The organism is Pseudofrankia sp. EUN1h, assembly GCF_001854645.1.
GTDB classification, from domain to species: domain Bacteria; phylum Actinomycetota; class Actinomycetes; order Frankiales; family Frankiaceae; genus Pseudofrankia; species Pseudofrankia saprophytica.
The window spans coordinates 212873-239709 of sequence record NZ_MBLN01000054.1 but is presented as its reverse complement, the minus strand read 5'-3'; the positions used below and the strand labels follow the sequence as shown (position 1 = coordinate 239709).

The window sequence follows — 26837 nt, the reverse complement described above, 5'->3', positions numbered from 1 at the left end:
GTCGGCTGGGAGACCTCCGCGGGCCTACCGCCGCGTGGGGGCCACGGTGATGGTGCCGTCGCCGGAGTGGGCGCGGACGGTGCGTGGGGCGGAGGGGGCCGTGGGGACCGTGACCCGGGTGCGGCCATCGCCGGTGGTCGCGTCGACGCGGTAGGGGCCGTCCCCGGGCAGGGTGATCGTGATGCCGCCGTCGCCGGTGGTGGCGGACACGTCCGACGGGGCGGTGTCGAAGGCGAGCGCGATCCCGCCGTCGCCCGTGCGCACGGTGGCCGACGGCGAGGTCAGGCCGTCGCCGGCAATGCGCCCGTCGCCGGTGCGCAGGTCCAGCGAGCCGCTGGCCCCGGAGACCGCGATCCCGCCGTCGCCGGTCCGCGCCGTGACGGGACCGGCGGTGTCGATGACGCGGACGGAGCCGTCGCCGGTCCGGATGGAGACGGGACCTGCCTGGCCGGAGACGCCGACGGAACCGTCGCCGGTGCGCAGCGTCAGTCGGGCCCCGCGCGGGACCGTCAGCACGTAGTTGACCGCGCACTGGTCGAAGATTCCACCTCGGCAACGGGCGGTGAGCGCCACGCCGCCGTCCGCGGTGGCCTCGCCGGCGACAGCCGGGGTGCGCAGCGCGTAGTGCTCGGTGTATTCGACGCCCACGTGCGTGTCGTCGCCGGTCACGACGTGGATGTCACCGGCACTCGTGGTCAGCGTGATCGGCCCGTCGTTCCAGGAGTAGCGCGCCGTGTGGTGCTCGCTGGTCCGGGCCATCAGCCCGACGGCGTCGGCCGCGTTGAAGGACGCCGCCGCGAGCACGACCGGAAGGCCGACGGCGAGTACCGCCACTCGACCGGCGGTCAGCCGCATCGGCACGCCGCCCGGGCGGCCGGCGCCGACGGGCGTCTCGCCGCGGCCGTCCCACCCGTCCTGGCCGCCGGCCGGCCGGGGCAGGAGGCCTCGGCCCATCGCGGCGGCCACGGCGCCGAAGCCGTACGCCAGCGCCAGGCCGACGACGCCCACGACGACGCCGGCGGCGCACAGAAGCCAGGCCGTCGGCATGTCGGTGACGTGCAGCAGGAGGAGGTCCGCCCGCTCGCCGGGGACGCGGTGCAGCCAGGCGGGCATCGACAGCAGCGCGAGCGACACCCCCCACGCGGCCGTCGTCAGCGCGAACGACAGCGTCCCGACCACCCACCGGACCAGCAGGTAGCCGACCGCCCGCCAGGTGGCGGCGTCCCGCAGCCGGGCCCTGAACCCGCGTGGCGCCGACGGCGGCGGCCCGAGCTCGACCCCGAGGAAGAGCCCCAGCCGGTGCCGCTCGAACCCGGCCAGGCCACGAGCGACGACACCGAGCAGCAGCAGGAACGGCAACGCGAGCCAGATGAGCGGCACCAGGCCGACCGACAACGCCAGCAACGGCACCGTCACGACGAACCCGACGAGGCCCATCACGAGGTCGACCGGAGGCAGAACGATCCGCAGCGCCAGCCGCAGCAGGCCGCTTCCCCACGGCCGGTCATGGTTCTCCCGCGGCCAGTCGTCGTTGTCCGGCGGCCAGTCGTCGCTTCCCAGCGGTCGGTGGTCCCATTCCGTCGTCTCCGCGAGGCCAGCGGGACCAGCGAGGCCGGCGGGACCAGCGAGGCCAGTTGGTGCCACGTGATCGTCCACAACGATCACGCTAGGCGGGAGGCGACCGCCATCCCATCCAGCCGCCCCCCGAACCGGAACGGGGTCTAGGCCCACCTTCGCCAGCCGGCTCCGACCGCCCACCAGTGGCGGGGCTGGCGGTCCCGCCGCCCCGACGACAGACCCCCTTCCGAAATCTACCCTTACGTAAGGGTAGATTTGCCGGCACCAGGCTCGACGAGAGTCCGTGGAGCGCGAGCGGGAGGTTGCGACCAGGATGGTTGGAGATCGGCGCGGCGCCGGCGCCGGCACTGGCAGGGCAGCCAGGCCGGCGACGGCGGGCAGGCGGGCTCCGACGGGCACGCGGGAGGCCGCGAACGCGGCCAAGACGGCGACCACGACGTCCGGCGGCCATCCACCGCTCGGGCCCGGCCTCGCCGGACCCGGCCTCGCCGGACCCGGCCTCGCCGGGCGCGGGGCGCTGGTGACCGGAGCCTCCAGCGGGATCGGGCGGGCGATCTCGCTGCGGCTCGCGCGGGACGGCGCCCGGGTACTGGCGACCGGCCGCAACGAGCAGGCGCTGGAGAGCCTGGTGAAGGAGGCGGACAGCGTCGGCCTCACGCTGGACCACTTTCCCGCCGACCTGACCGACCCGGACGAGCGGGCCGGCCTGCTCGACGCGGCCCACGGCAGCCTCGGCGCGGTGTCGGTGCTCGTGCACTCGGCGGGCGCCTACCGGCGCGGCCAGCTGGCCCAGGCACGGATCACCGACCTGGACCTGCAGTTCGCCGTGAACGTCCACGCTCCCTACACGCTCACCCAGGGACTGATCCCCGACCTGGTCCGCACCAACGGCGACGTCGTCTTCGTCAACTCGACCCAGGGCCTCGCCGCGAGCGCCGGCGTCGGCCAGTACGCCGCCACCAAACACGCCCTGCGCGCCGTGGCGGACAGCCTGCGGGCCGAGATGTCCAACGCCGGGGTACGGGTATGCAGCATCTTCCCCGGCCGCACCGCGACCCCGATGCAGGAGAGGATCTTCCAGGCCGAGGACAGGGCCTGGCGGCCGGACTGCCTCCTGTGGCCCGACGACCTCGCCGACGTCGTCGCCCACGCCCTCGCGCTGCCCGCCCGTGCCCAGGTCACCGAGCTCACCGTCTGGCCGACCCACCGCCCCTGAACCACGCCGCAAGGCCCACGGTTGGTCCGGAACCGGATATCCACCCGCGCCGCCGCGGAGGACGCCCGAAGGTCGGACGGCGCCGAAAATGCCTTGCCCGGATGATCGGGGGCTTCAACACTGACCCGGTGACGCGAGGCCGGACGTTCAGCGCGGTGGTGACCGCGGGCGACGACTGCCTCGGGTGGTGCGGTCCCTTTCAGGCACGGACCCCATGGTGGGCCGACGTCGAACCGGTCGTCGCCCAGCTGCGCCAGGAGCTCGGCACGCCGGTGATGGTGCTGCGCCTGCTGGGCGTGGACGGCGGTGACGGCGCCCGCGACGGGCATGTCCGCTACCACGTCGAAGCCCTCGGCCGGCCGAGGGCCCGGCGGCTCGCGCCCTGGCCGGGCGACCAGGACGACCTCGCCGGGCCCGTCGCGCTGCGGGCGAGCTGGGCGACGCCCGACGGCCTCGCCGAGATCCTGGGCTGGGCGCGGGCGGCGCTGGGCGCCGCGGGCCGGCCGGCGACCGGGCCGGCGGAGCAGGTCAAGACCTGGAACCTGGCGGGGCTGTTCCGGTTCCCGACCGCGCGAGGGCCGGTCTGGCTGAAGACCACTCCCCCGTTCGCCGCTCCCGAGGCCGCCGTGATCGGCGCCTTCGGGAAGGTGGACCCCCAGCTGGTACCGCGCGTGATCGCGGCGGACCCCGCGGCCGGCCGCATGCTGCTGGAACACGTGCCCGGCACCGACGAGTGGGAGGCGTCGCCGGCCGCCATCCACGCGGCCGTCGGCCAGCTGGTGGCTGCCCAGGCCGCGCTGGCCCGCGACCCCGCGGCGATGCCCCGCGGCCTGCCGGACCGGACCATGCCCGCGCTGGTCGACCAGGTCGCGGAGCTGCTCGACGGCGAGGCGGCTGCCGAGCTCGACCCGGCCGATCTCACCGCCGCCCGCGGCCTCGCCGGGCGCCTGCCCGACCTGGTGGCGCAGCTGGCCGCCTGCGGACTGCCGGACACCCTCGTCCACGGCGACCTGCACCCTGGGAACTGGAGATCGGACGGGCGGCGCACGACGATCCTTGACTTCGCCGACAGCCACCTGGGCAACCCGGTCCTGGACGGCCTGCGCGTCCGCGGCTTCCTGACCGACCACGAGTCGCGGGCGTACGCCACCGACACGTGGGTGACGGCGTGGGAGAGCGCCCTGCCCGGCAGCGACCCGGCCCGCGCGCTGGCCGTCGCCGCGCCCCTCGGCCAGCTGTCCTACGCGGTCAGGTACCAGGAGTTCCTGGACAACATCGAGCCCAGTGAGCGCGTCTACCACGCCGGCGACCCGGCCGCCACCGTCCGCGCCGCGCTGCGCGAGGCCTCCGCCGTCGCCTCCGCCGCCAGCACCAGCACCAGCACCAGCACCAGCACCAGCACCGCGACCGAAGCATGACCGGCGAGCGGAAAGGGGCGGACGGCCCACCCGGGGCGTCCTCGGACTACGGTCCGCTCTGTTCACTGGTATATGAGCTCGACAAGCCGGTCGGGACGTCCTTCGGCGATGTCGAGTTCTACCGGGACCTGCTGGCCGGAACTTCGGGCGAAATCCTGGAACCGGCGGTCGGAACGGGCCGGATACTCATTCCGCTGCTTCAGGCGGGCCTGCGGGTACGCGGGTTCGACTCGTCACCGGCCATGCTGACGATCTGTCGCGACAACTGCGCCGAGCACGGACTGCGGCCCGTGTTGTTCGAAGCGGACATGGCGACTTTCAAGGAACCGGCCGCCTTCGCCGCGGTCGTGGTCCCGACCGGGTCGTTCGCGCTGGTGACCGGCCGTGAACGTGCCGTTCAGACGCTGCGTAACTTCCGGGAAAGCCTGCTGCCGGGCGGGCGGCTGCTCGTCGACGTCGAGCCGCTCGAACAGTCCACCAGCCCGGGGCCGTTGCGGCACTGGTGGTTCGGCGGCGACCTGCTGACGCTCAGCTCCCTTCCCCCGGCACAGCCGGAGGAGGATGCCGTGGCCACCTGGCTGCGCTACGAGCGCTGGCGCGACGGCCGCCTGGTCGAGACCGAGCTGCAGCACTTCAGGCTCCAGCGGCACGACCTGGACGGGTTCGCCGCCCTGCTCCGGGAGGTCGGCTTCACCGCGGTCGCCGTGCACGCCGACTACCAGGCAGGACTACCGCCCACACCGGACTCCCAGGTCTGGACGTTCGTCGCGACCGCCTGATCACCCGGGCACCCTGATCACCCACGCACCGAGCGTGGCTCGACGCCGCACGCCGCACGCCGCGCACGAGTGAGCGGGCGGCGTCGAGCCCGTTCGAATGCCGCTAACCGGAGCTCGCCCCGGCGCCGCCGGAGCTGCCTCCGTGACGGGTGAAGAAGAAGACGACGACCGCGATGACGATCAGCGCGGCGATCACCGCGAGAGCGATCTTCAGCCTGCTCCACGGGCGTTCGCCGTGGACCTCGCCGGTGAGGCCGTTGACGAGGATCTGCCAGTTCTTGCCCGCGTAGATGAAGGTGGCGATCCACACCGGCAGCAGCATCAGCTTGAAGGTGACGTCGTTGTGCCGGGTGTTGACTGAGGAGACCCGCTGCTCGTCACCGCCGATGTCGTGGCGRCAGTCCTGCTCGATGACGGGCGCCATCCGGCCGCGCGCCTCGGTGAAACCGTTCTCCGGCTCGACGTCGTAACGCAGCGCGTAGTGGCCGGAGAGGAACTCCGGCTGATAGGGCTGTGCCTGCTGGAGTGGCCACGGTGCCAGGTCGTCGACCTTCTTGACCGGCAGTACGCCGCTCGCTGGCACCAGCACGTCGTCGAACGCGCGATGGACCGTGCCACCGGCCGGGTACCAGCGGGTCTTCTGCACACGGCGCGTCTGGGACTTTCCTTCGCTGTCCGTGTACGTCTCGGTTACCCAGTAGTGCTCGCCGCGCTGACCCCTGTAGTCGGAGACCGTCTGCGAGTCGAACGTCCAGTGCGGGACGTACGTGCTCTTCATCGACTCGGTCTCGCTGACCTTCTTCAGGCCCGACGGCGCGAACCACCGCGACTTCACCCAGGTACGCATCGCGTCCCGGACCTTGGCCCGGTCGAGGGCGAACGGCAGGACGCCCTCGGGCACGATCTGCCCGGACGCCGCCGCGTCGATCACCAGCGGCGCCCCGCAGAACTGGYAGACGCTGGCGGTCTCGTTCGTCTCGGTGCGCGCGGCGCAGCGCTGGCAGACGAAGACGTAGGCCCCGATGCTGCCGACCGGCTTGCGGGGCAGCGTCGCCAGGTCCCCGTAGGCGATCTCGCGGATCTCCCGGTCACCCGCGGTGATCTCCTGGCGGAACCCGCAGTACGGGCACTGCATGCTGGTCGAGCCGGGCGCGAACTCCAGGCGCGCCCCGCAGCCCCCGCACGGGTAGGTCGTCGCGGAGACCGGAGCCCGCTGGTACGTCGGTTCAGTCATGATGTCGTCCCCACGCCGCCCCGGTCAGGACTGCGGCGGCAGCGGCGGCGGGACACTGGCGAGCAGCGGCGCGACCTCGGGCACCTGGCCGGCCGCCGTCCAGGCCGCCATGCCGGTCTTCCAGATCAGCGTGTCGTGGCGCAGCTCGCCGGCCGCGACCCGCTGCCGCAGCGCGGCCTCGTCGAACGGGCCCTGCTGCTGGCCGCCCACGCCGACGAACCACTGCGCGGCCTGCGGCAGCGGCGGCGGCGTGCCAGGGCCACCCGGCCCGCCGGGCGGCTGCCCGTAGCCGGGCTGCCCCTGGGGCTGGTAGCCGGGCTGGGGCATGCCGCCGGCGGCGCGCTGGCCCAGCGCCATGCCGAGGCCGATGCCCAGGCCCTCGCCCGCGCCGCCCTGGTTGTTGGCGGCCGCCTCGATGGCCTGCGCGGTCTGGAACTGGGTGTACTGGTTGAGGTTCCCGAGAATGCCCATCTGGCTGCGCTTGTCGATGGCCTCCTCGACCTCGGGCGGCAGCGAGATGTTCTCGATGACGAACTTCGGGATGGCGATGCCGACCGCGGCGAGCTCCTTGGTCAGCGCCTGGCCGAGCGTCTCGCCGATCACGTCCTGGCGGGTGGCGATGTCGAGGACCGGCACCCCGGAGGTCGCCAGCGCGTTGCCGAGCCGGCCGACGATGAGCTGGCGCAGGAACTCGGAGACCTCCTCGGTGCGGAACTGCGGGTCGGTGCCCGCGAGCTCGCGCAGCAGTGCCGGCGGGTCGACCACCCGGATCGAGTAGGCGCCGAACGCCCGCAGCCGGACCATGCCGAACTCGGCGTCCCGGACGATCACCGGGTTCTGCGTGCCCCACTTGAGGTCGGTGAACTGCCGGGTGTTGACGAAGTACACCTCGGCCTTGAACGGCGAGTGGAAGCCGTACTTCCAGCCCTTGATGGTGGACAGGATGGGCATGTTCTGCGTCTCGAGGGTGTACATGCCCGGCCCGAAGGCGTCGGCGACCTGCCCCTCGTTGACGAACACCGCCGCCTGCGACTCGCGGACGGTGAGCTTGGCGCCCATCTTGATCTCGTTCTCGTAGCGCGGGAAGCGCCACACGATCGTGTCCCGGCTGTCATCGGTCCATTCGATGATGTCGATGAACTCGCCGCGGACCCGGTCCATCAGCCCCACGTCTGCCGCCACCCTCTAGCTCCGGCCAGCCGGCGGCGCTGTCCCACCGGCGGCGCTGTCGCACCAGTCGCCACGCCTGATGCGTGCACGTTCGTGGCGAAACCCTAGCCGCCCCGCGCCGGGCCGGTCGCGACGTGTCCTGCTCCGGACAGCGCGCCCGGCCACGGCTGGTCCGCGCGGGGCCGCCCGCGCCATCGTGCCTGGCCAGCGGCCATGACGCGCGGGTCGCCCCCGTCAGCGGCTGACTGAGCCGACCGTGGGCAGCGCGTGCTGGTTGCGCTCGAGCCACTGGTCGAGGATCTCGTCGAGCCGGGGCAGCTCGTCCGTCAGGAAGCTCAGCCCCTGGGTGGGGACGCTCGCGCCGAGCTCGACCAGCAACGGCCGCAGGGTGAACTCGACCGCGAGCGTGTGCGCCGGCGAGCCGATGGTGAACACGGGGAACGCGGTCACCCCCCGCAGCCCGGCGGTGGGGTAGCGGTCCAGGAACGCCTTGAGCAGCCCCGTGTAGGCCGCCTTGTAGGTGGGGCTCGCGACGACGAGGTAGTCGCTGGCGGCCACCTGCTCGGTCAGGGCGTCGAGCTCGGCGTGCGGCCAGGTGAAGACGTCGCCCGCGTGCTCGGCGAGGTCGAGGCGTAGCCCCTTCTCGGCGCCGAGCAGCGGGCGGAGCCGGTCGGCGAGCGCCTCGGCGATCGCCAGCGTCCGCGACTCGGCCTTCGGGTTGCCCACCACGACACTCAGCGTCGTCATCTCGGTAGTCCTCTCTGGTCGTCAGCTCTGTGGTCGTCAGCTCTGGTCATCAGATCTGGTCGTCAGGTCTGGTCGTCAGGTCTGGTCGTCAGGTCTGGTCGTCCGCTGGCCGGCGGAACCATCCTGATACCTCGTGCCGTGGGCCGGCCACGGTTGCGGGAGTCGGCGGGCTCAGGTGTCCGGGTGCTCGGCCAGCCCGTGGTAGCGGGACCGGTAGTAGAGCAGCGGGCGCGCCGTCTCGTGGGTGGCGTGCCCGAGCCCGACCACGTGCGCCGTGACGATCACGTGGTCGCCGCCGTCGTACTCGGCCGCGAGCTCGCACTCCAGGTGCGCCAGGCTGCCGGCGATCACGGGGTGGCCGGTCCTGGCCGCGCCTTCCCAGCAGACGCCGGCCCACTTGTCGGCGCCCCTGCGGCCCATGGCCGCGCTGACGTCTCGCTGGTCGGCGCTGAGCACGTTGACCACGAAGCTGCCGGCCCGCCTGATCGCCGGATAGGACGTCGAGGTCCGCGCGGCCGAGAACGCGATCATCGGCGGGTCGACGGACAGGCTGAAGAACGACTGGCAGGTCAGGCCTACGGGCCGCCCGTCGGCGGTGGAGCTGATGATGGTGATGCCGGAGGCGAACCGGCCCAGAACGGCGGTGAACGAGGGGACGTCGGTGACCGATCCGGTCGCGTCGCGGACAGCCATGGTCTCTCCTGTCGAGAAGGCGCGAGCACACAGAGGGAGTCGAGGAACGCGCTCCCGCGCGGGACCGGACGCGGAAGGCCAGCGATACGGAAGGTCAGTGGCGCAGAAGGTCAGCGGTACGGAAGGCCAGCGGTACGGGGTGCTCACCCGGCGGGTGTCCACCCCAGCGCCGGCGCGACCGTGCGCGCCAGGTCGGTCAGCAGCCGGACGTTCTGCGCGAGGCCGAAGGCCGGCGGCGGGAAGAGCACCAGCTCGTCGGCGGCCGAGAGCCCCGGATCTGCCAGGACGGCCTCGGCGACGGCCTCCGGGTCACCGTGGTAGACCGGGCTCATCAGGAAGCCCGCGGGCAGCTCGGCCGACAGGGCCGGGCGCAGGGCCCCCTTCGGCCGGGACGCGGCCGGTCCCTCGGTGCGCCGCTGCAGGTCGTAGGACGCGTAGGTCTCGCGCAGCGCGGGCGTCGTCCCGGGCAGGATCGAGGCCGCGACCGCGACCGGCGGCGGYGGTGTGCCGTGCGCGGCCGTCCAGGCGGCGCGGTACTCCCCGATCAGCCTGGCCTGGTAGACGGGGAACGACTCGTCGGTCACCTCGTGCAGGATCGTGCCGGTGATGAGGCGCAGCCCCTGGCGGGCGGCCTGGATGGCCGAGGCGACGTGGCCCGACCCGTACCAGATCCGGTCACGAAGGCCGGGGCTGTGCGGGGTCACCCTCAGCTCGGTGCCGGGCGCCGGCCCGGCGGGGCCGCGCGGCTCGGTGACGGTGTGCAGGGTCTCGCCGGCGACGCCGGCGAGGAACCGGGCGAGGCGCCGCTGCCCCTCGGTGCGGGCGTCGGTCGCGACATCCCCGAAGACGTCGTCCCAGGCGTCGGTGCCGCTGGAGAAGGCCAGCTGCAGCCGCCCGCCGGTGAGCAGGTCGGCGGTGCCGGCGGCCTCGGCCAGCAGGATCGGGTCCTGGTAGCGCATCGGGATGACCGCGCTGCCCAGGGTGATGCGCGTGGTGTGCTGGCCGGCGGCCGCGAAGAACGGCAGCGGCGACGAGAGGTAGTTGTCGAAGTGCCGCTGGTAGGCCCACCCGGACTGGTACCCGAGCGCCTCGGCGACCTTGAACAGCTCGATGCYCTCGCGCAGGCCGCGGGCCGCCTCGCCGGTGAGGAAGGAGACGCGGGTGTTGAACCCGAGCCGCCGCGTCGGGCGGCGGTCCCGCGTCGCGGCCGGCTCGGGGCTGATGAGCGTGGTCATCCGATCCTCCGGTCGTACAGGTCGGGGCTGGGGCGATCGGGGCTGGGGCGTTGGTTCCAGGCGGCGACGAGGCCGAGGTACGGGCCCTCCTGGCCGATCAGCTCGCGGTGCGCGCCGGACTGGACGATCCGGCCGCCGGCGAAGACGAGCACCCGGTCGGCCGACGCGGCGGTGGTCATCCGGTGGGCGATCGAGACGGTGGTGCGGTCGCGGGTGAGCACGCCCAGCGCCCGCTGGACGGCCACGTCGGTCGCCGGGTCGACGCCGGACGTCGCCTCGTCGAGGACGACCAGGTCGGGGCCGGCCAGCGCGGTGCGGGCCAGGGCGACGAGCTGGCGCTCCCCGACCGACAGGCGGTCGCCGCGCAGCCCCACCGGGGTGTCCAGGCCGTCCGGCAGCGCGGCGAACCACTCCGTCAGCCCCAGCTCGTCGAGCACGCCCAGCACGTCGGTGTCGGTCGCGCCCGGGTGGCCGAGCGCGATGTTCGCCCGCAGCGTGCCGTCGAACAGGAACGGGTCCTGCGGGACGATGACGACCCGGCCCGGCAGCGAGGCGTCGGCGATCTCGTCGAGCGGGACGCCGGACAGCGTGATCGTCCCGGCGGCCGGCTCGATCCGGCGGGTGAGCAGCTTGGCGAACGTCGACTTGCCGGAGCCGGTGCGCCCGACGACGGCGACGTGCTCGCCGGGCGCGATCCGGACGTTCAGGTCGCGCAGCACCAGCGCGCCGTCGCCGTAGCGCGCCGAGACGCGCTCCAGGCCGACGCCGACGGGCCCCGGTGGCAGCGCGACGCCGTCACGCACCTCGGCGCTCGGGGTGGTGACGAGCTCCAGCGCGCGCCGCCAGCCGGTGAGGGCGTTCTGCGCCTCCCCCAGGCTCTGGACGAGGAACTGCAGCGGGCGGACGAAGAACGTCACCAGGAACACCATCGCGACCAGCTCGCCGGCCGTCAGCCGCGGCGTCGCCGGGCCGCCGGCGCGCGCCCACCAGACCCCGCCGAGGATGACCGCCACCGTCATGGTCGAGATGGCCAGCTCGCCGATCGAGGTGTTGGCGTGCAGCGGCACCAGGGTCCGCACCAGGCTGTCCCTGGCCCGGTCGACGGCGTCGTCGAGCCTGGCCCTGGTCCGCTGGCCGGTCCCGGTGGAGCGGATCACCGGCGCGCCGATGACCGACTCGGCCACGGCGCTCTGCATCGTCGACAGGTCGCGGCGCGCCCGGTCGAACCGGCCCGCGATCACCCGCTGGACGCGAACCATGGTGACGACGAGCAGCACGGCCAGGACCAGCACCGGCAGCGACAGCTCCCAGCTGTAGACGAGCATGATGACCATCGCGATCAGCAGCTGGGCGGCGTTGGTGACGGACTGGATCCCGCCGCCCTGCAGGAACGTCGTCACCTGGTCGAGGTCGCTGGTCAGCCGGGCGACCAGGTCGGCGCTGGGCACGCCCTCGGCCGTCGTCGCCGCCATGTCGTGGACGCGGCGCAGCCCGGCCCGGCGCAGGCCGGCGAGCGCCCGCTCGATCCGGGTCTGCAGCCGCCGGTTGAGCAGTACCGACGAGACGCCGGCGACGACCAGCGCCCCCGCCCCGACCGCGGCCGCGGGGGCGGCCGTGTCCGGGGTGAGGCCCGCGTCGATCGCCCGCTGCACCGTGAGCGGCGCGACGATCCGCCCGGCGCCGGCGAGCAGCGCCAGCAGGCCCGTACCGGCCAGCCCCTCGCGCAGCGCCGGCGAGGCGCGCAGGGCGAGGGCGACGAGGCGCCGCGGGCCGACGCCGGAGAGATCCGCGAGGCCGTACCGGCCCGGTGCGGGCGCCGGGCCGGCGGACACGGACACGGGGTCAGCGAACACAGGGTCAGCGGACGTGGGCAGGCTCATCGTCGTCCACCTCCCCGGCGCGGTCGTACGCGGTCACGATGCGGCGGTACTCCTCGACCGCCAGCAGCTGCTCGTGGCTGCCGGTCGCGGCCACCCGCCCGGCGCGCAGCAGCACCACCTGGTCGGCGAGCGCCACGGTCGCCGGCCGGTTCGCGACGACGACCACGGTCGGGCCGCCGGCGGCGACCAGCTCGGCCAGCCCGGTGAGCACCTGCCGCTCCACCCGCGGGTCCAGCGCCGAGGTGGCGTCGTCGAGCACGAGCAGGCGTGGCTCGCGCACGACCGCCCTGGCCAGGCAGATCCGCTGCCGCTGGCCGCCCGACAGCGTCGCGCCGCGCTCGCCGACGACGGTGTCGAGGCCGTCCGGCAGCTCCCGGACGAACTCGTCGGCGGCCGCGAACCGCAGGGCGCGCCACAGCTCGTCGTCGGTGTAGTCGCGCCGCGCGCGAGGATGGCCGGACAGCGCCAGGTTGTCCCGGATCGACTCGGCGAACAGGAACGGGCTCTGCGAGACGACGGCGACGTCAGCCGGCACGACGCCCCTGGCCAGCTCCCGCCCGTCCACCCCGTCGAGGCACACCGTGCCGCGCGACGGGTGGCTCTGGCCGGCGACGAGGTCGACCAGCGTGGTCTTGCCGGCGCCGACCGCGCCGACCACGGCAGTGATCGTGCCCGGCTCGCAGACCAGGTCGACGCCGTCGAGCAGCCAGTGGCCCGTTGCTGGCCCGAGCTGACCGGGCCCCGCCCGGACGACGCCGACGCCGCGCAGCTCGACCAGTGCCGGGCGCCGCGCCGTCAGGCGCCGCTGGCCGAACCGGGCCACGTCCGGATCACTCAGCACCGAGCGGACCCGGTCGCGGCCCGCGCTCGACATCGGCAGCATCGAGAGGAACCGGCTGATCACCGCGAGCGGKATGGAGATGGTCAGCAGCAGGTAGACGACGCCGACGAGGTCGCCGACGGTCAGCTCGCCGCGCGCCACCCGCGGGGCACCCACCACGAGCACGGCGAGCACCGCGGCCGTCGGCAGCAGCTCCAGCAGCGGGTCGAACAGGCTGCTGACCGTCGCCATCCGGGTGTCGGCCACCCGCAGCCGCTCCACGCCGGGGGCGAACCGGGCGTCCTCGACGTCGGCGAGCCCCAGGGCGCGCACCACCGGCCCGCCCTCGATCGACTCGTGCGCGACCCCGGCGACACCGCCGCGCGCGGACTGCGCGTCACGGGCGCGCGGCGCGAGCAGGCGCTGGTAGAGCACGTTGAGACCCAGCACGCCGACGACGAGCGCGAGACCGACGAGCCCGAGGGCCGCGTCGCGCCAGAACAGCTCTGTCAGCGCCAGCAGCAGCATGAAGACCATGCCGAACGCGAAGTAGGCCCACTGCATCGGCGACCACAGCGCGTCCACGTCGGAGACCGCGCGGGCGAGCAGCTGGCCGGGCGGATGCCGGCGGTGCCAGTGCGTGTCGAGCTCGAGGTAGCGGCGCACCACGGCGCGCCGGGTCTCGGCCTGCGCCCGGTACTGCACCCGGCCGGTCGCGACGCCGCGGACGAAGATCGTGCTCCATCGGACGGTGGAGATGCCGACGATGAGCAGCGCGCTGACCCACCACGCGCTCGCCGGCACGTGCCCCCCGGACAGCGCCGGCACGACGAGGTGGTCGGTGGACCACCCGACGGCGGCCGCGCCGGCGACCATGGTGGCGCCGTTGAGCAGCCCGCTGGCGGTGGCGACCAGCGCCGGCCCCGGGTTCGCCCGCGCGCCGGCGAGCTGCGCGGCGAGCCCCGAGGCGCGGCGGCCGTCAGGAGCCATCGGCTGCCAGGAGCGTGTCCTTCCCCAGCCGCTGGTGGGCGGCCCGCGCGCCGTCGACCGGCTCGGCCACGGGCTCGGCCACGGCCCGCGCGAGCGCGAGCGCCGCGGTGCGCTGGCCGGGGATCGCGTCGATGAGCTCGCGGGTGTGCGGACTTCGCGGACTGGTGAACACCTCGGCGACCGGGCCCTGCTCGACGACGCGGCCCTGGCTCATCACCGAGACGGTGTGCGAGATCTCCGCGACGACCGCCAGGTCGTGGGAGACGAACAGGTAGGACAGGCCGAGCTCGGCCTGCAGCTCGGTGAGCAGCCGCAGGATCTGCTCCTGGACCGAGACGTCGAGGGCCGAGACAGGCTCGTCGAGCATGAGCAGGTCGGGGCGCGGCGCCAGCGCCCTGGCGATGGCGACCCGCTGGCGCTGGCCGCCGGACAGCTCGGTCGGCAGCCGGTCGAGGTAGGACCCGGGCAGCGCCACCTGGTCGAGCAGCTCCAGGGCCCGCAGGTGCCGGCTGCGYCGGTCGCCGATCCGGAACGCCACCAGCGGCTCGATGATCGACTGTTTGATCGTGAACTTCGGGTCGAGCGCCGCGAACGGGTTCTGGTGCACGATCTGGGCCTTGCGCCGCAGCGGCCGCAGCCGGCCCCACGACAACCMGGCCAGCTCCGTGCCGTCGAGGAGGACCGAGCCGCTGGTCGGCGTCTCGAGGCCGAGGGCGATCCGCAGCGTGGTCGTCTTCCCGCAGCCGGACTCGCCGACCAGGGCGTGGGTCTGCCCGCGCGGCACGGCGAGCGAGACGCCGTCGAGCGCGTTGAAGCCGCGCTGGCCGCGGCGGGCGTCGCCGGCCGCGAACGTCTTGCGGACGTCGGTGAGGGTCAGGACGGGCTCGGGTGCCGGCTCGCCCCGGACGTCGAAGCGCGGGACGACCCGGCCACCGTGCGCGAGCCCCGGGGCGGCGGCGATGAGCGCCCGGGTGTACGCCTGCTGGGGCGAGACCAGGATCGTGCGCGGGTCGCCCTGTTCGACGACGCGGCCGTCGCGCATGACGAGGACCCGGTCGGCCCGGTCGGCGGCCACGGCCAGGTCGTGCGTGATGAGCAGCAGCGAGATGCCCTGCTCGCGGACCAGGCCGGTCAGGTGGTCGAGGATCCTGCGCTCGACGGTGACGTCGAGGGCGCTGGTCGGCTCGTCGGCGATGATCAGCCTCGGCCTGCCGGCGAGCGCGATCGCGATGAGCACCCGCTGGCGCAGGCCGCCGGACAGTTCGTGCGGGTACTGGCGGGCCCGCAGCTCCGGGTCGGGCACGCCCGCCTGGCCGAGCAGCTCGAGGACCTCGGCGTCGAGAGCGGGGCCGGTGACGCCGCGCAGTCTCACCGCCTCGGCGATCTGGGCGCCGACCCGCCGGGTCGGGTTGAGGCCGACCATCGGGTCCTGCGGGACCAGGCCGACGACCCGGCCGCGCAGCGGGCGCAGCGTCCCCTCCTTCGCCCCCGCCGTCTCGATCCCGTTGACGAGGACCGAGCCGGCGGTGATCCGGCCGCTGTCGGGCAGCAGGCCGATGACGGCGCTGGCGGTCGTCGTCTTGCCCGAGCCGGACTCGCCGACGATCGCGACGATCTCCCCGCGGCCGATGGTCAGGTCGAGTCCGACTACGGCCGGTGTCACCCGGCGGTGGCGGACGTAGCCGACGTCGAGGCCGCTGATCTCGACGATCGGGCCTTCCTCGGTGGACGGGGTGGTGGCCGGGGCGAGGGTGGTGGCCGTCATCGGTCCAGTTCCTGGAGCGTCTTGGAGATGTGGTTGAGGGCGAGCACCAGCAGCGCGACGAACAGGCCCGGCAGGAGGCTCAGCCAGGACGCGGTGACCAGGTAGCTGCGCCCGTCGGAGATCAGGGTTCCCCACTCCGCGGCCGGCGGCTTGGCCCCGAAGCCGAGGAAGCTCAGCGACGCGATCGCGATGATCGCGACCCCGGCGTCCAGCACCACGAGGACCGCGACCGGGCCCCACGAGTTGGGCAGGATGTGACGGACCAGCACCCGTCCCCAGGAGGCGCCGCCGGCGCGCGCGGCCTCCACGTACGGCAGCGTCCTGACCCGCAGCACCTCGGCCCGGGTCGTACGGGCGAACCCGGGGATGATGCCGACCCCGACCGCGACCGCGACCGGCACGGTGCCGTAGCCGAGCGCCGTGACGATGGACAGCGCGAGCAGCAGGCCGGGGATCGCCAGCTGCACGTCGACGATCCGCATGAGCAGCGCGTCGACGAACCCGCCCACGAAACCGGCGACGACGCCGAGCGCGAGGCCGGCGACGACCGCGATGCCCAGCGCGATCAGGGTCGCCTTGATGGTCAGCGCCGAGCCGTGCAGCATCCGGCTCCACAGGTCGCGGCCGTAGACGTCGGTGCCGAACAGGTGGTGGCGGCTTGGCGGGGCGACCGCCAGCTCGGGATGGGTGTCGAAGGGGCTCTGATGGGCGAACAGGCCGGGTGCGAAGGCCGAGACGACCACGAAGAGCACGTAGAGCAGCGCCACCAGGAACACCGGCTTGCGGGCGAGCTGCGCGAGGTTCGCGCGCACGCCGGCCCAGCGCCCGCCGCCCCGCTCGGCGCGGTCCACGCCGCYGCGGACCGCGTCGGCTCCGGTCGTGGCGGTGGCCTCGGTCGTGGCGGTGGCACCGGGCTTGGCGGTGGGCACGAGGGCCGGGTTCCGCTCGAAGATCAGTTGGATGTCCGCGGTCACAGGGAACCGACCTCCACCGGGGCGTCGGGGGCACGCACCTTGCCGCCGCGGGCGTGCGAGATCCGCGGGTCGAGCAGCGGGTAGAGCAGGTCGACGACGAGGTTGACGAGGACGAACAGGGCGGCCGCGACGGTGACGATGCCGAGGACCACGGGCACGTCCTGGGAGAGCACGGCCTGCTGGGCGAGCCGGCCGATGCCCTCGCGGGTGAAGACCGTCTCGACGACGATCGACTGGGTGACCGTGAGGCCGACGAGGACGCCGAGGATCGTCATCGCGGGCAGCGCGGCGTTGCGGAACGCGTGCCGCAGGTGGACCGCCGAGCGGGACAGCCCCTTGGCGCGCGCGGTGACGATGTAGGGCTGGCGCAGCGTCTCCTCGAAGCTCTTGATGAGCACCTGCGCGAGCAGCGCCGAGGTGAGCAGCGAGATCGTCACGACCGGCATCACCAGCGAGCCGAAGCCCTGCGTGCCGGTGGCCGGGAAGAGACCCAGGTTGAACGAGAAGAACTGGATGAGCAGCAGCGCGATGAAGAACTGCGGGAACGACGCGCCCAGCGCCGGCAGCCGGGACAGCAAGGCCCGCAGCGGGTTGAACCGCACGAACGTCGCGACGTAGGCCAGCAGGGCGCCGGCGACGAGCGAGACGACCGCGGCGCCCGCGGACAGCAGCAGGGTCTGGCCGACCCGTTGGCTGATCAGCTCGGTGACCGGGACGTGCTGGGTCAGCGAGGTGCCGAAGTCACCGTGCAGCGCGCCCGCGAGGTGGTGCCAGTACTGCGCCCAGATGGACTCGTCGAGGCCGAACTGGTGCTTGAGCGCGGCCACCTGTTCGGCGCTGAGGCTGTCCTCGTCGATGCCGGCGGCGCCGAGCTGCAGCTTCACCGGGTCGCTCGGCAGCAGATAGAGGATCATGAACGTGACCGTGAACGCGGCCCACAGCACGGCGATCGCCTGCAGGACGCGTCCGACGATGTATCTGGTCATATTTACTCCGGGAATGAGGCCGCCGGGCGCGCGGCTGCGCCATGATCGCGCACCCCTTGGCCCGTGCTTGGGCTCCCTCACGAGGGTCCGCGGCGTACCGCCGCCCGCCCGGGGAAGGCCGGGCGGGCGGCGGCGGGAACTAGCTGTTGTCCTTCCACACGTCGTTGAGCCGCAGGAAGCTCTCCGAGGTGAACGCGAAGCCGTGGAGGTGGCTGGAGACGCCGGCGGTCTGCACCCGCTCGAACAGCGGGAAGGAGATGCCCTCGTCGATCAGGTAGTCCTGCAGGTCGGCGTAGGCCTTGGCGGTCTTGGTCTCGTCAGTGGTCTGCAGGGCCTGCCTGAACAGCTCCTGGAGGTGGGCGATGGCCACGGGCGACGCCGACTGGTTCGCCAACGCCTTGGAGTTGGCCACGTCCGGGTTCAGGATGAACTGCAGCGCGCCGGGGTTCGCCCGGGTGAAGTAGGTGCTCGTCAGGTCGTAGTCGCCGTTCGCGACATACGTCGACTGCTGCGCCGGCGTGAGCTGGCGCAGGGCCAGGTTGATGCCGACCTTCTTCAGCTGCGCCTGCAGCAGCTCGCCGCCGACGCTGCCCTGGGCGAGCGGGTAGTCGACCGTCAGCTCCTTGCCGTCCTTGAACCGGAACCCGTCCTTGCCGACCGCCCAGCCGGCCGCGTCGAGGATCTTCTGCGCGCCCGCCGGGTCGTAGGCCAGCTTCGCCGCCTCGGACCTGAAGTACGGCGTCGTCGAGTCGAAGACGCCCTGCACCACCGGGTGGTCCGGGCCGAAGACCGTCGAGGCGAAGGTCTTCAGGTCGATCGCCTTGACGAACGCCCTGCGGACCTGCGGGTCGGACAGCGGGTGCCCGGCCGCGGTGTTCGGGAACAGGGTGGCCGCGACGCCCGGCAGCGGGCGCTTCTCGACGACGTCACCCGACTTCTCGATCAGCTTGGTGTCCTGGACCGTGAACGGGTTGCGCGGCCAGGCGATGTCGATCGCCCCGCTGACCAGGTTCCCGGTACGGACGCTGTCCTCGGCGACGTAGGTGAAGACGACCTTGTCCAGGTAGGCGCCGCCCTTGTTCTGGACGAGCTCTGACGGCCAGCTGTACGGCGTCGGCCGCTTGGTCAGGACCGTCTCGACCTTCGGGGTGTAGTGGTCGAGGACGAACTGGCCCGACCCGACGACCCCCTTGCCGGTGCAGCGGTCMTTGGGCGCGAGCTGATACTCGGCCGGGTCAGTGATCGCCAGGTTCGTCGTCGACGTGGCCTGCAGGAACGCCGAGTTCGGCTGGCTCAGGCGCAGCTGCACGGTCAGCGGGTCGACGACGGTCGCGCCGGTCAGGCCCTGGATGTAGGAGGCGCCGTAAGCCGCGCCCTTGGTCGCCGCCACGGTGGCGATCCAGCCCGCCGTGTCGTCGGCGACGAGCTGGGCGTCGACCTTCTTGCCGTTGCTGAGGGTGACGCCGTCGCGCAGGTGGAAGGTGTAGGTCAGGCCGTCCGAGCTGATCTCCCAGCTCTTGGCGAGCCAGGGCACGATCTTCCCTGTCTTCGGGTCCTGGTCGGTCAGGGAGTCCGCGAAGTTGCGGATGATCGTGCGGTGCTCGATCCAGTAGACCTGGAACGGGTCGATGCAGGACAGGACCGGGTTGTCAGGGAAGAACGAGACCTTCAGGGTCCCGCCGGTCCTGGGCTCGCTCCCGGCCGGTGTCGCCGCCTGGTTGTTCCCACCGCCGCAGGCGGCCAGGGCGAGGAGCCCAGCGGTGGCGGCGGCGGCGAGGGGAAGGCGGCGCCCGGCCCTTGGGGCCAGACGTCTCAGGATGGTCATGCGGGTGCCCTTTCGGAACCAGGTGCGCGGCACGTCGGATGAGGTGCGCGGCAGGGACGGACGCGGTGCGCTGAGGGTGGGTGGTGCGGGGGTCGAGCACGCGCGGGGCCAGGGACGCGGGGGGCTTGGGGACGCGGACCGTCGAGGGCGCGCAGGTCGCGCTCAGGCGCCGAGGACGCGGCGGCCGCTCGCGAGCAGGGCGGCGTCCTCCTGCGGCGGGTGCACCCGGATACAGAGCGCGTCGCGCAGGTGGCGCTCCAGCGGGTGGTGCCGGGACAGCCCCGGGTTACCGAGGGCCGCGACCGCGGTCTGGGTCGCGGCGATCACCGAGCGGGCGATCGCGGCCTTCAGGACGGACAGCTCGGGCACGAGTGCGGCGTCGCCGGCCTCGAGCCGCAGCAGCGCGCCGTGCAGCAGCGTCTCCGCCTGGACGACCTGCAGGTCGATCTCGCCGGCGACCGACTGGATCCGCTCGGTCGTCGCGATCGGCCGGCCGAGCGCGGACGGCACCCGCGAGCGGGCGAACTCGGCGAACGCCGCGCGGGCCGCCCTGGCGACGCCGACGTAGAGCGCCGGGTGGCCGAAGCCGCCCGGCCCGGCCATCGCCGCCGGGTCCCGGTACACCCCGTCGGCCCCGCGGGGGATCTCGACGAACGCGTCGGCGGGAAGCTCCACGTTCTCGTAGATCACGTCGTCGGTGTGGGTGGCGCGCAGGCCCAGGTGGTCCCAGGTCCCGACCCAGCGGATGCCGGGAAGGCCGCCCGGGACGATCACGTGGCCGACGCGGGGCCGCGCGGGGTCGCCGCCCGACTCGTCGGCGACCGCCCAGACGACGTGGTAGGCCAGCGCCTCGCCGCCGCTGCCGTAGGCCTTGTGCCCGCGCAGCACCCAGCCGTCGGCCGTGCGGGTCGCGGTGGTCTTCGGGATGCCGCCGCGGGCCGGGGCACCCAGCTCCGGCTCGGCGCGGATCGCGTTGACCAGCGCCGGGCCGTCCAGGGAACGGCGCAGCAGGTCGTCGTAGTACGCCACCGGCCAGTGCGGGTGGATGGCCTGGCCAGCGTGGCTCATCAGCAGGTTGGACGCGAGCAGGCCAACCGAGGCGTCGCCCTCGCCGATGGCCGTGAGGATCCGGACCAGGTCGCGCTGGCCGACCTCCGGGCCGCCGTACCGCCGGCCGACGGTGGCGGTGAGCAGGCCCGCGCGGTACGCGACGTCGAGCCCCTTCCACGGCGTCTCGCCCGTGCGGTCGTACTCCGCGGCCGTCTCGGCGATCTCGGCGGTCACCGCGGCGAGCGCCTCCGCCGACAGGTCGGGGACCGGGAGGTCATACACCGCCGGCTCGGCCGAGCTCTCGACCCGCACGCCGCTGGTGGCCGTGGTCATGCCTGGCCCGCCGTCGCGTACTGGGAGTACTCCGCGCCGTAGTTGCCGAGATGCTCGGCCTGCAGGGCGCCGCGGCGGCCGGTCGCCTTGCGGTGGGCGATCTCCTCGCGGACCAGCGGCAGCACGTACCGGCCGTAGTCCACCGCGTCGGCGAGGGTGTCGTACCCCCGGATCGAGACGAGCGACGCGCCGCGGTCGACATAGTCGACGATCGCGGCGGCGACGGTCTCGGGCGACCCGACCAGCGCGGTCGAGGCGCCGGCGGCGCCCGTGACGGCGGCGGTCTTGGTCCACAGCGCGCGGTCGTAGAGCTCGGAGCGGTCCGCGAACGCGAGCGCGCGCTTCGAGCCGACGTTCTGCGGCGCCCCCTTGCCGATCATCCGCCCGGCGTACTTCTGGAAGCTGTCGGCGACCTTGGCGACGTAGTCGTGCGCCTTCTCCCAGGCCAGCTGGTCGGTCCTCGCGATGATCGGGCGGAAGGTCACCCAGATCCGCGGCAGGGTCGTCCGCCCGGAGGCGCGGGCGATCGCGTTCACCCGCTCGATCTCGGCGCGCAGGTCGTCGAGCGGCTCACCCCAGAAGCTGAAGATGTCCGCCTTCTCGCCGCCCACCTGGAACGCCTCGTCGGACTGGCCGCCGATCGAGATCGGGATCGGCGACTCGTAGGGCGCGAAGCCCGGCCCGAAGTCGTCGAACCGGTAGAACTCGCCGTCGTGGCTGAAGGGCGCGGGCTCGGTCCACGACCGGCGCAGGACGTCGATGTACTCCGAGGTGCGGGCGTAGCGCCGTTCCTTCGGCAGGTAGTCGCCCTGGCGGGCCTGCTCCGCGTCGTTGCCGCCGGAGATGAGGTGCACGACGGCGCGCCCCTCGGTCAGCTGGTCGAGGGTGGCGAGCTTCTGCGCGCCGACGGTCGGGAACGTGGTGTTCGGCCGCAGCGCGACGATGGGGCGGATCCGCTCGGTGAGCTGGCCGACCGCGCTGGCGACGACGAACGAGTCGGCGCTGCTCGAGCCGTAGGGCAGCAGCGTGTAGTCGTAGCCACCGTCCTCCAGGGCGGCGACGTAGCGGCGGAAGTACGCCAGGTCGACGCCGCGGGTCGGGATCGGGTTCAGCTCCGTCGACGGGTTCAGGTGCGAGAGGCTGATGAACTCCACCTCGGGCGCGGCGGTGACGGGGATGGCCGAGTCGAAGTCGGGCACGGTCATGGAAGGTCCTCTCGACGTTCGGAGTCTCAGCGAGGTCACGACGGCGCGGGTCAGGGCGGGCGAGCGTTGGCCAGGTTCGAAGGCGTCGGGCGGCGCCGGGCCGGTCAGGCGCCGGTCTCGCCGCGCGTGACCAGCTCGTCCAGCGGCTCGGCCACCGCGATCGGGGCCAGTCCGGCACCCCCGCGCAGCCGCTCGAGGAACTGCACGACGACGGCGGCGACGGTCCGGTGCGTCTGGTCGTTGAGCGCGTCGTGCAGGCCGCCGACGATGGTCACCAGCTCGGCCGACGGCGCGGACGCGTACCAGCGACGCGCCTCCACGACCGGGCTGAGCAGGTCGTTGCGGCCATGCAGGCCCAGCACGGGCAGGTGGAGCTTGCCGGGGGTGGCCGGGTCGAACCAGTCGGCGGGCAGGTCGGCGAACAGCGCCGCCCGGCGCACCCCGGCCTCGCTGATCCGTCCCCGGTGGGTTCCGCAGGCGGTGCGGACCGCCAGCTCCTCGTCCCAGTCGCGGGCCGGCTGCGCGGCGGACCCCGTCGGCAGGCCGGCGAGCACCAGCGCGGCCACCCCGTCGAGCTGTCCGCTCGCCGCCAGGTGGGCGGCGTAGGCCGCGCCGGCGTCCGAGCCGACGACGACCCGGGGYGCGTCGGCGTCCGCGGCCTCGAGCACGCCGAGCAGCTCGTCGCGTGCCCTGTCCGGGTCGTCGCCCGGGGCCGTCACCGCGTGCACGCGGTAGCTGTCGGTGGCCAGGCGGAGGCCGAACCGGTCGTACACCCGCGGGGACTCGCCCCGTCCCGGCAGCACGACCAGCGTGCCGCGCAGCGCCGGCCCGCTGGGCTCGTGCCAGCTGAGAACCGTGGCCTCCTGGGCGAGGGTCATGACGAACCTTTCGTCGAGAGTGGCGGCGGCATGCGACACCGCGCCGCGGAACGGCGTCGGGCATGGCAGTGGGCATCGGCCACGGCGATGGGCATGGCAGTGGCATGGCATGGCAGTGGCATCGGGCAAGGCCGGGGAAGCGGCCGCCGCGAGAACGGCGGGCGCGGGGCAGCGCACCGACCGCCTGGCTCGGTGGCGAGGCGGTCTAGGGGCGGTAGCGGAACTGGCCGCGCGCCGGCGCGGCAGACGTCCGACCTCCCAGATCGGCTCCGCCGATCCGGCAGGAACCCGGGGCGTCAGCTGTCAGTGACAGCACATGGTGCCGCAGCGCATGAAGTCGATCACGCGCCGGCGGGTGAGGCGTCCCTGGGACGCGCAGACAGACATGGCCGGGCCCACAGCGGCAGGCCGCGGCACCGCGCGGCGCTCGCTGCCAATCTCGACCATGCCGGTAAACATAATTGGTATTTGCCCGTCTGGCCAGCGACGATTCGCGATCGCACCGATCGCACCCGCTTATCACCGGCGCCGGCGGCGTCGCGGCGGCCGACCGACGGCCACGAACGAGTCCCTCGACGCGCGGTCCGCCGACGCGCGGTCCGCCGACGCCCGGGCGGGCCGAGGTCAGATGGCCTTGCCCGGGTTGAGGATGCCCTTCGGGTCGAAGACGCTCTTGATCTGGCGCTGTATCGCGTCGACGTCCTCGCCCAGCTCGGCGTRCATCCAGCGGCGCTTGAGCACTCCCACGCCGTGCTCGCCACTCACCGTCCCGCCCAGGTCGAGCGCGGCGCGGAAGATGCTGTCCGCGGCCTCCTGGACGGCCGGGTCGAACGGTTCCTGGCCCTCGGCCAGGACGATGATCGGGTGCAGGTTGCCGTCCGCGGCGTGCGCGAACGTGTGGATCGACGTCCCGGTCGCCGCCGCGGCGGCGCGCACCGCCTCCACCGCCGCGGGCAGCCGGGAGCGAGGGACGCTGATGTCCTCGATCAGCACCCGCCCGACGCGCTCCAGCGCGGGCAGCGCCGCGCGGCGCACCGCGGTCATCCGCGCGCCCTCGACCGGGTCGTTGCTGATCTCGAGGTCGGTCGCGTACCCGCGCAGCTCCCGCGCGGCCCGCTCGGCCTCCACCTCGGCCGCCGCGCCGTCGGTCTGCATCAGCAGGAACGCGGCGCCCCTGGCTCGCAGGCTGGTGCCCAGATGCTCGTCGATACGCTCGAGCGTCGCCGCGTCGATGAACTCGGCGACCGCCGGCACCACCCCGGCCGCACGGACCGCGCGGACGGCCGCGAAGGCGCTGGCCGCGTCGGGCAGGTAGGCGCAGATCGTGGCGGTGGCGGCCGGGATGGGCCGCAGCCGCAGGGTGGCACCGACGATCACCCCGAGCGTCCCCTCCGAGCCCACGAACAGGCTGGTCAGGTCGTAGCCGGTGACACCCTTGATCGCGCGGCGCCCGGTGTGGATGAGGCGCCCGTCGGCGAGGACCACGTCGAGGCCGAGGACGGCGTCGCGGGTGACGCCGTACTTCGCGCACCGCAGACCGCCGGCGTTGGTGGCGATGTTGCCGCCGATGGTCGAGATCTCGACGCTGGCGGGGTCCGGCGCGTAGCGCAGCCCGTGGCGCTGCGCCTCCCGGTCGAGGTCGGCGGTCAGCACGCCCGGTTCGACGATCGCGAGCTCGTCCTGCTCGATGACGTCCACGACGCGGTTCAGGCGGGTCAGGTCGAGCACGATCCCGCCGTCGGCGGCCGTCGCCGCCCCGGCGAGCCCGGTCCCCGCGCCGCGGGCCACCACCGGCGTCGCGGTCCGGTGCGCGAGGCGCAGGACGTGCTGAACGCCGGCGACGCCGCGCACGGACGCCACCACGGCCGGGCGGACCTCGGGCGTCCAGCCCGACCGGTCGAAGCGGTGCGCGTCGAGCACCGCCGGGTCCGTCCGCCAGTCGACGTCGTCATGCGGGGGCAGGCCGTCCAGCCAGGCCGTCATCGCGCCCCCGCGGACCCGGCAGTCGCCGGACGGGCACGATCAACATCCACATCACACTGATTACAAAACAGAATCACAGCTACCCTATCGGCATGGTCGGGATACTGGACATAATCGCACTGCGCAGCCTCACGTCCATTGCCGACTCGGGCGGCTTCCGCCGCGCCGCCGACAGCCTGCACCTGTCCCAGTCGGCGGTCAGCCAGCACGTCCGGCGCCTCGAGCAGGTGTGCGGACGCCCGCTGGTGCGCCGCGACGGCAACAGCGCCCGCTTCACCTCCGACGGCGAGCTGCTCCTCGCGGAGGCCCGCAAGATCCTCGCCGCGCACGACGACGCCCTCGAGCGCCTGCGCAGGGCCGACGACGCCGAGCGCACCCTCGTCATCGGCTCGACGGAGCACGCCGCCGACCTGCTGCTCCCCTCGATCACCGCCCGGCTGCGGTCAGGCTTCCCCGACCACGCGGTGCGCTTCCGCATCGACCGCGGCAGGCAGCTCAACGACCGGCTCGACGAGGGTGCCATCGACGCCTCGCTGTTCATCGGCGACGTCCGGGGGCGCGACGGCCACCCGGCCGGCGCGCTGCCGCTGGCCTGGTACGCGGCGCCGGAGTGGCAGCCGCCGCGCGGCGCCGTACCGCTCGTCGTCATCGACGAGCCGTGCACCATCCGCCGCCGGGCCCTCCAGATCCTGCGCGACAACCGGATGGAGGCCTCGGTCGTCTGCGAGGCCGGCCACCTGGCCGGTGTCCTGCACGCCGCCCGGGCGGGGCTCGGCGTCGCCCTGCTCGCCCACGTCGGCACCCCGCCCGAGGGCCTGCGCCAGCGCGACGACCTCCCCACGGTCGAGCCCGAGCCCCTGCACGTCCGGGGCCGGCGCGGCGCCCCGGCCACGCTGGTGACGGCCGTCGCCGAGGCGGCGAACGCCCTGCTGTCCTAGAGGGGCTGGCCGGCCAGGCGAGAGTGCGGGAGGCGCCGGCCGCTGAGCACGAGGGCGAGGTCCTCGGCCGGGCCGCGCAGCGGCGGGCCGGCGCCGGATGACCAGTCGAGATCGGTGGCGCTCAGCGAGCGGCCGGCGGCGTCGACGCCGAAATGGCGGGAGCCGCCGTCCTTGGCGAGGGCGTCGAGCACGACGGCCATGGCCTCGTCCGGGAACCGCCGCGGCACGTCCAGCGGCACCGTCACGTCAAGCCCGTGGATGACCACATGGGTCAACGCGCCGAGACTGCCGCCGCCCGGTGGCGTCCAGTGGCGCATGACGTCGGAACGCAAATTCGCGACGAGTTCGGCGGTGGGCAGCGCGGCGTCACGGCCGGCGAGCTCGTCGGACAGGCGCGGGAAGTCGAAGTCACGGACCCGTAGCTCGGCCAGGAACGCGTCCGGGGAGTACCGGGCCGCCATGGTCAGGTGCGCCACGACCTCTCGGACACGCCAGCCCGCGCACAGTGACGGCGTCTCCCACGCCTCCTCGGGTACCGAGCCGAGCAGATCGGCCAGTGTCAGGTAACCATCAGCCACGAGTAGTTGCAGATTGCCATCGTCCGTCATCACGGGGCCCTTCATTCGAGTCTCCTTCGCTGCGCCCGTTCCTTCATGCGGCGCCCCCTTCGTGGGGCGTCTCAGTGGCGGTCCGGGGAGAACTCGAGGACCTGGGTGAGTCGGACGTTGTTGCCCGACGGGTCACGGAACGACGTGTCGATGCCGTACGGCTGCGGCGTCGGCGGGTCGTTGAAGGCGACGCCCCGGGCGGACAGCTCGTCGTAGGCGGCCTGGCAGTCGTCGGTCTCCAGGAACAGGGTGCCGCCGGCGCCCTTGGCGACCAGGTCCGCGAGTGCCTCGCTGCTGGYCGCGTCGATCATCGGCGGCCCGGGGACGGGCATCAGGACGAGCCCGACCTCTGGCTGGTCGCGTGGCCCGACGAGGAGCCAGCGGAATGACCACTCCGCCATGGTGACGTCCGCCCGCACCTCCCAGCCGAGCTTCTTCGTGTAGAAGGCGAGCGCCTCGTCCTGGTCATGCACCCAGAACTGCGCGTTGGCTATCTTGATCATCGGAACTCCCTGGTCGCACGTCGGCTGGG

The 26837-nt window shown here is 73.6% G+C and carries 22 protein-coding genes; 4 read left to right on the top strand and 18 right to left on the bottom strand.

Features of this window, described 5'->3' with window-relative positions:
• Positions 1-24 precede the first annotated feature (24 nt).
• On the bottom strand, positions 25-1644 hold the full coding sequence (locus tag BCD49_RS19055; protein WP_007510648.1) for a sensor domain-containing protein: 1620 nt from the start codon (positions 1642-1644) through the stop codon (positions 25-27).
• A gap of 247 nt (positions 1645-1891) precedes the next feature.
• On the opposite strand from BCD49_RS19055, the gene BCD49_RS19050 reads away from it, so the two are divergent.
• The 3 genes from BCD49_RS19050 to BCD49_RS19040 all read left to right on the top strand — a co-directional run bounded on the left by BCD49_RS19050 (position 1892) and on the right by BCD49_RS19040 (position 4991).
• The gene (locus BCD49_RS19050; protein ID WP_007510646.1) at positions 1892-2794 is read left to right on the top strand and encodes an SDR family oxidoreductase; all 903 of its coding nucleotides are present in this window, start codon (positions 1892-1894) and stop codon (positions 2792-2794) included.
• A gap of 101 nt (positions 2795-2895) precedes the next feature.
• On the top strand, positions 2896-4212 hold the full coding sequence (locus BCD49_RS19045; protein ID WP_007510644.1) for an aminoglycoside phosphotransferase family protein: 1317 nt from the start codon (positions 2896-2898) through the stop codon (positions 4210-4212).
• Positions 4209-4991 (top strand): class I SAM-dependent methyltransferase, encoded by a 783-nt coding sequence (locus BCD49_RS19040; RefSeq protein ID WP_007510643.1) that lies wholly within the window; start codon positions 4209-4211, stop codon positions 4989-4991. Before BCD49_RS19045 ends, BCD49_RS19040 begins: the two co-directional genes overlap by 4 nt.
• Positions 4992-5094: 103 nt before the next feature.
• Here the strand turns inward: BCD49_RS19040 and BCD49_RS19035 are convergent, their stop codons facing one another.
• The 15 genes from BCD49_RS19035 to BCD49_RS18965 form a co-directional block, all read right to left on the bottom strand.
• A complete protein-coding gene (locus BCD49_RS19035; RefSeq protein WP_071041738.1) occupies positions 5095-6225 on the bottom strand; it encodes a hypothetical protein in 1131 nt (376 codons plus the stop codon).
• A gap of 24 nt (positions 6226-6249) precedes the next feature.
• On the bottom strand, positions 6250-7395 hold the full coding sequence (locus tag BCD49_RS19030) for an SPFH domain-containing protein (RefSeq protein ID WP_027141297.1): 1146 nt from the start codon (positions 7393-7395) through the stop codon (positions 6250-6252).
• Between the two features lie 234 nt (positions 7396-7629).
• Positions 7630-8142, bottom strand: a complete 513-nt coding sequence (locus BCD49_RS19025; protein WP_007510637.1) for an NADPH-dependent FMN reductase — start codon at positions 8140-8142, stop codon at positions 7630-7632.
• 171 nt (positions 8143-8313) lie between these two features.
• A complete protein-coding gene (locus tag BCD49_RS19020) occupies positions 8314-8835 on the bottom strand; it encodes a flavin reductase family protein (protein WP_007510635.1) in 522 nt (173 codons plus the stop codon).
• Positions 8836-8978: 143 nt separating this feature from the next.
• The gene (locus BCD49_RS19015; RefSeq protein WP_071041737.1) at positions 8979-10070 is read right to left on the bottom strand and encodes an LLM class flavin-dependent oxidoreductase; all 1092 of its coding nucleotides are present in this window, start codon (positions 10068-10070) and stop codon (positions 8979-8981) included.
• A complete protein-coding gene (locus tag BCD49_RS19010) occupies positions 10067-11950 on the bottom strand; it encodes an ABC transporter ATP-binding protein (protein WP_007510631.1) in 1884 nt (627 codons plus the stop codon). Before BCD49_RS19010 ends, BCD49_RS19015 begins: the two co-directional genes overlap by 4 nt.
• On the bottom strand, positions 11928-13760 hold the full coding sequence (locus BCD49_RS19005; RefSeq protein WP_007510629.1) for an ABC transporter ATP-binding protein: 1833 nt from the start codon (positions 13758-13760) through the stop codon (positions 11928-11930). Before BCD49_RS19005 ends, BCD49_RS19010 begins: the two co-directional genes overlap by 23 nt.
• Positions 13750-15525, bottom strand: a complete 1776-nt coding sequence (locus BCD49_RS19000) for a dipeptide ABC transporter ATP-binding protein (protein WP_083401552.1) — start codon at positions 15523-15525, stop codon at positions 13750-13752. The genes BCD49_RS19005 and BCD49_RS19000 overlap by 11 nt, the downstream gene beginning before the upstream one ends.
• On the bottom strand, positions 15522-16499 hold the full coding sequence (locus BCD49_RS18995) for an ABC transporter permease (protein ID WP_083401551.1): 978 nt from the start codon (positions 16497-16499) through the stop codon (positions 15522-15524). Before BCD49_RS18995 ends, BCD49_RS19000 begins: the two co-directional genes overlap by 4 nt.
• The gene (locus BCD49_RS18990; RefSeq protein WP_007510623.1) at positions 16496-17485 is read right to left on the bottom strand and encodes an ABC transporter permease; all 990 of its coding nucleotides are present in this window, start codon (positions 17483-17485) and stop codon (positions 16496-16498) included. Before BCD49_RS18990 ends, BCD49_RS18995 begins: the two co-directional genes overlap by 4 nt.
• A gap of 139 nt (positions 17486-17624) precedes the next feature.
• On the bottom strand, positions 17625-19310 hold the full coding sequence (locus BCD49_RS18985; RefSeq protein WP_071041736.1) for an ABC transporter substrate-binding protein: 1686 nt from the start codon (positions 19308-19310) through the stop codon (positions 17625-17627).
• Positions 19311-19472: 162 nt separating this feature from the next.
• Positions 19473-20693, bottom strand: coding sequence for an acyl-CoA dehydrogenase family protein (locus BCD49_RS18980; RefSeq protein ID WP_007510620.1), 1221 nt, complete (start codon positions 20691-20693; stop codon positions 19473-19475).
• The gene (locus tag BCD49_RS18975) at positions 20690-21898 is read right to left on the bottom strand and encodes an LLM class flavin-dependent oxidoreductase (RefSeq protein ID WP_007510618.1); all 1209 of its coding nucleotides are present in this window, start codon (positions 21896-21898) and stop codon (positions 20690-20692) included. The genes BCD49_RS18980 and BCD49_RS18975 overlap by 4 nt, the downstream gene beginning before the upstream one ends.
• A gap of 104 nt (positions 21899-22002) precedes the next feature.
• Complete coding sequence (locus BCD49_RS18970; RefSeq protein WP_007510617.1) at positions 22003-22776, bottom strand: alpha/beta hydrolase; 774 nt, start codon at positions 22774-22776, stop codon at positions 22003-22005.
• A 624-nt stretch (positions 22777-23400) separates the two neighbouring features.
• On the bottom strand, positions 23401-24759 hold the full coding sequence (locus BCD49_RS18965; RefSeq protein ID WP_071041735.1) for an FAD-binding oxidoreductase: 1359 nt from the start codon (positions 24757-24759) through the stop codon (positions 23401-23403).
• Between the two features lie 92 nt (positions 24760-24851).
• Here BCD49_RS18965 and BCD49_RS18960 point away from each other — a divergent pair, with 92 nt between their 5' ends.
• Entirely contained in the window at positions 24852-25697 is an 846-nt protein-coding gene (locus BCD49_RS18960) for a LysR family transcriptional regulator (protein WP_007510613.1), read from the top strand.
• Here the strand turns inward: BCD49_RS18960 and BCD49_RS18955 are convergent.
• The gene (locus BCD49_RS18955; RefSeq protein WP_007510611.1) at positions 25694-26320 is read right to left on the bottom strand and encodes a maleylpyruvate isomerase family mycothiol-dependent enzyme; all 627 of its coding nucleotides are present in this window, start codon (positions 26318-26320) and stop codon (positions 25694-25696) included. The genes BCD49_RS18960 and BCD49_RS18955 overlap by 4 nt on opposite strands.
• A gap of 56 nt (positions 26321-26376) precedes the next feature.
• A complete protein-coding gene (locus BCD49_RS18950; protein WP_071041734.1) occupies positions 26377-26808 on the bottom strand; it encodes a VOC family protein in 432 nt (143 codons plus the stop codon).
• Between the last annotated feature and the right edge of the window lie 29 nt (positions 26809-26837).

Excerpts from the sequence above, each read along its gene's own strand:
- BCD49_RS19050 (WP_007510646.1), top strand. The coding sequence starts at position 1,892 with ATGGTTGGAGATCGGCGCGGCGCCGGCGCCGGCACTGGCAGGGCAGCC.
- BCD49_RS19045 (WP_007510644.1), top strand. The coding sequence starts at position 2,896 with ATGATCGGGGGCTTCAACACTGACCCGGTGACGCGAGGCCGGACGTTC.
- BCD49_RS19040 (WP_007510643.1), top strand. The coding sequence starts at position 4,209 with ATGACCGGCGAGCGGAAAGGGGCGGACGGCCCACCCGGGGCGTCCTCG.
- BCD49_RS19025 (WP_007510637.1), bottom strand. The coding sequence starts at position 8,142 with ATGACGACGCTGAGTGTCGTGGTGGGCAACCCGAAGGCCGAGTCGCGG.
- BCD49_RS19020 (WP_007510635.1), bottom strand. The coding sequence starts at position 8,835 with ATGGCTGTCCGCGACGCGACCGGATCGGTCACCGACGTCCCCTCGTTC.
- BCD49_RS19010 (WP_007510631.1), bottom strand. The coding sequence starts at position 11,950 with ATGAGCCTGCCCACGTCCGCTGACCCTGTGTTCGCTGACCCCGTGTCC.
- BCD49_RS18990 (WP_007510623.1), bottom strand. The coding sequence starts at position 17,485 with ATGACCAGATACATCGTCGGACGCGTCCTGCAGGCGATCGCCGTGCTG.
- BCD49_RS18980 (WP_007510620.1), bottom strand. The coding sequence starts at position 20,693 with ATGACCACGGCCACCAGCGGCGTGCGGGTCGAGAGCTCGGCCGAGCCG.
- BCD49_RS18975 (WP_007510618.1), bottom strand. The coding sequence starts at position 21,898 with ATGACCGTGCCCGACTTCGACTCGGCCATCCCCGTCACCGCCGCGCCC.
- BCD49_RS18960 (WP_007510613.1), top strand. The coding sequence starts at position 24,852 with ATGGTCGGGATACTGGACATAATCGCACTGCGCAGCCTCACGTCCATT.
- BCD49_RS18955 (WP_007510611.1), bottom strand. The coding sequence starts at position 26,320 with ATGAAGGGCCCCGTGATGACGGACGATGGCAATCTGCAACTACTCGTG.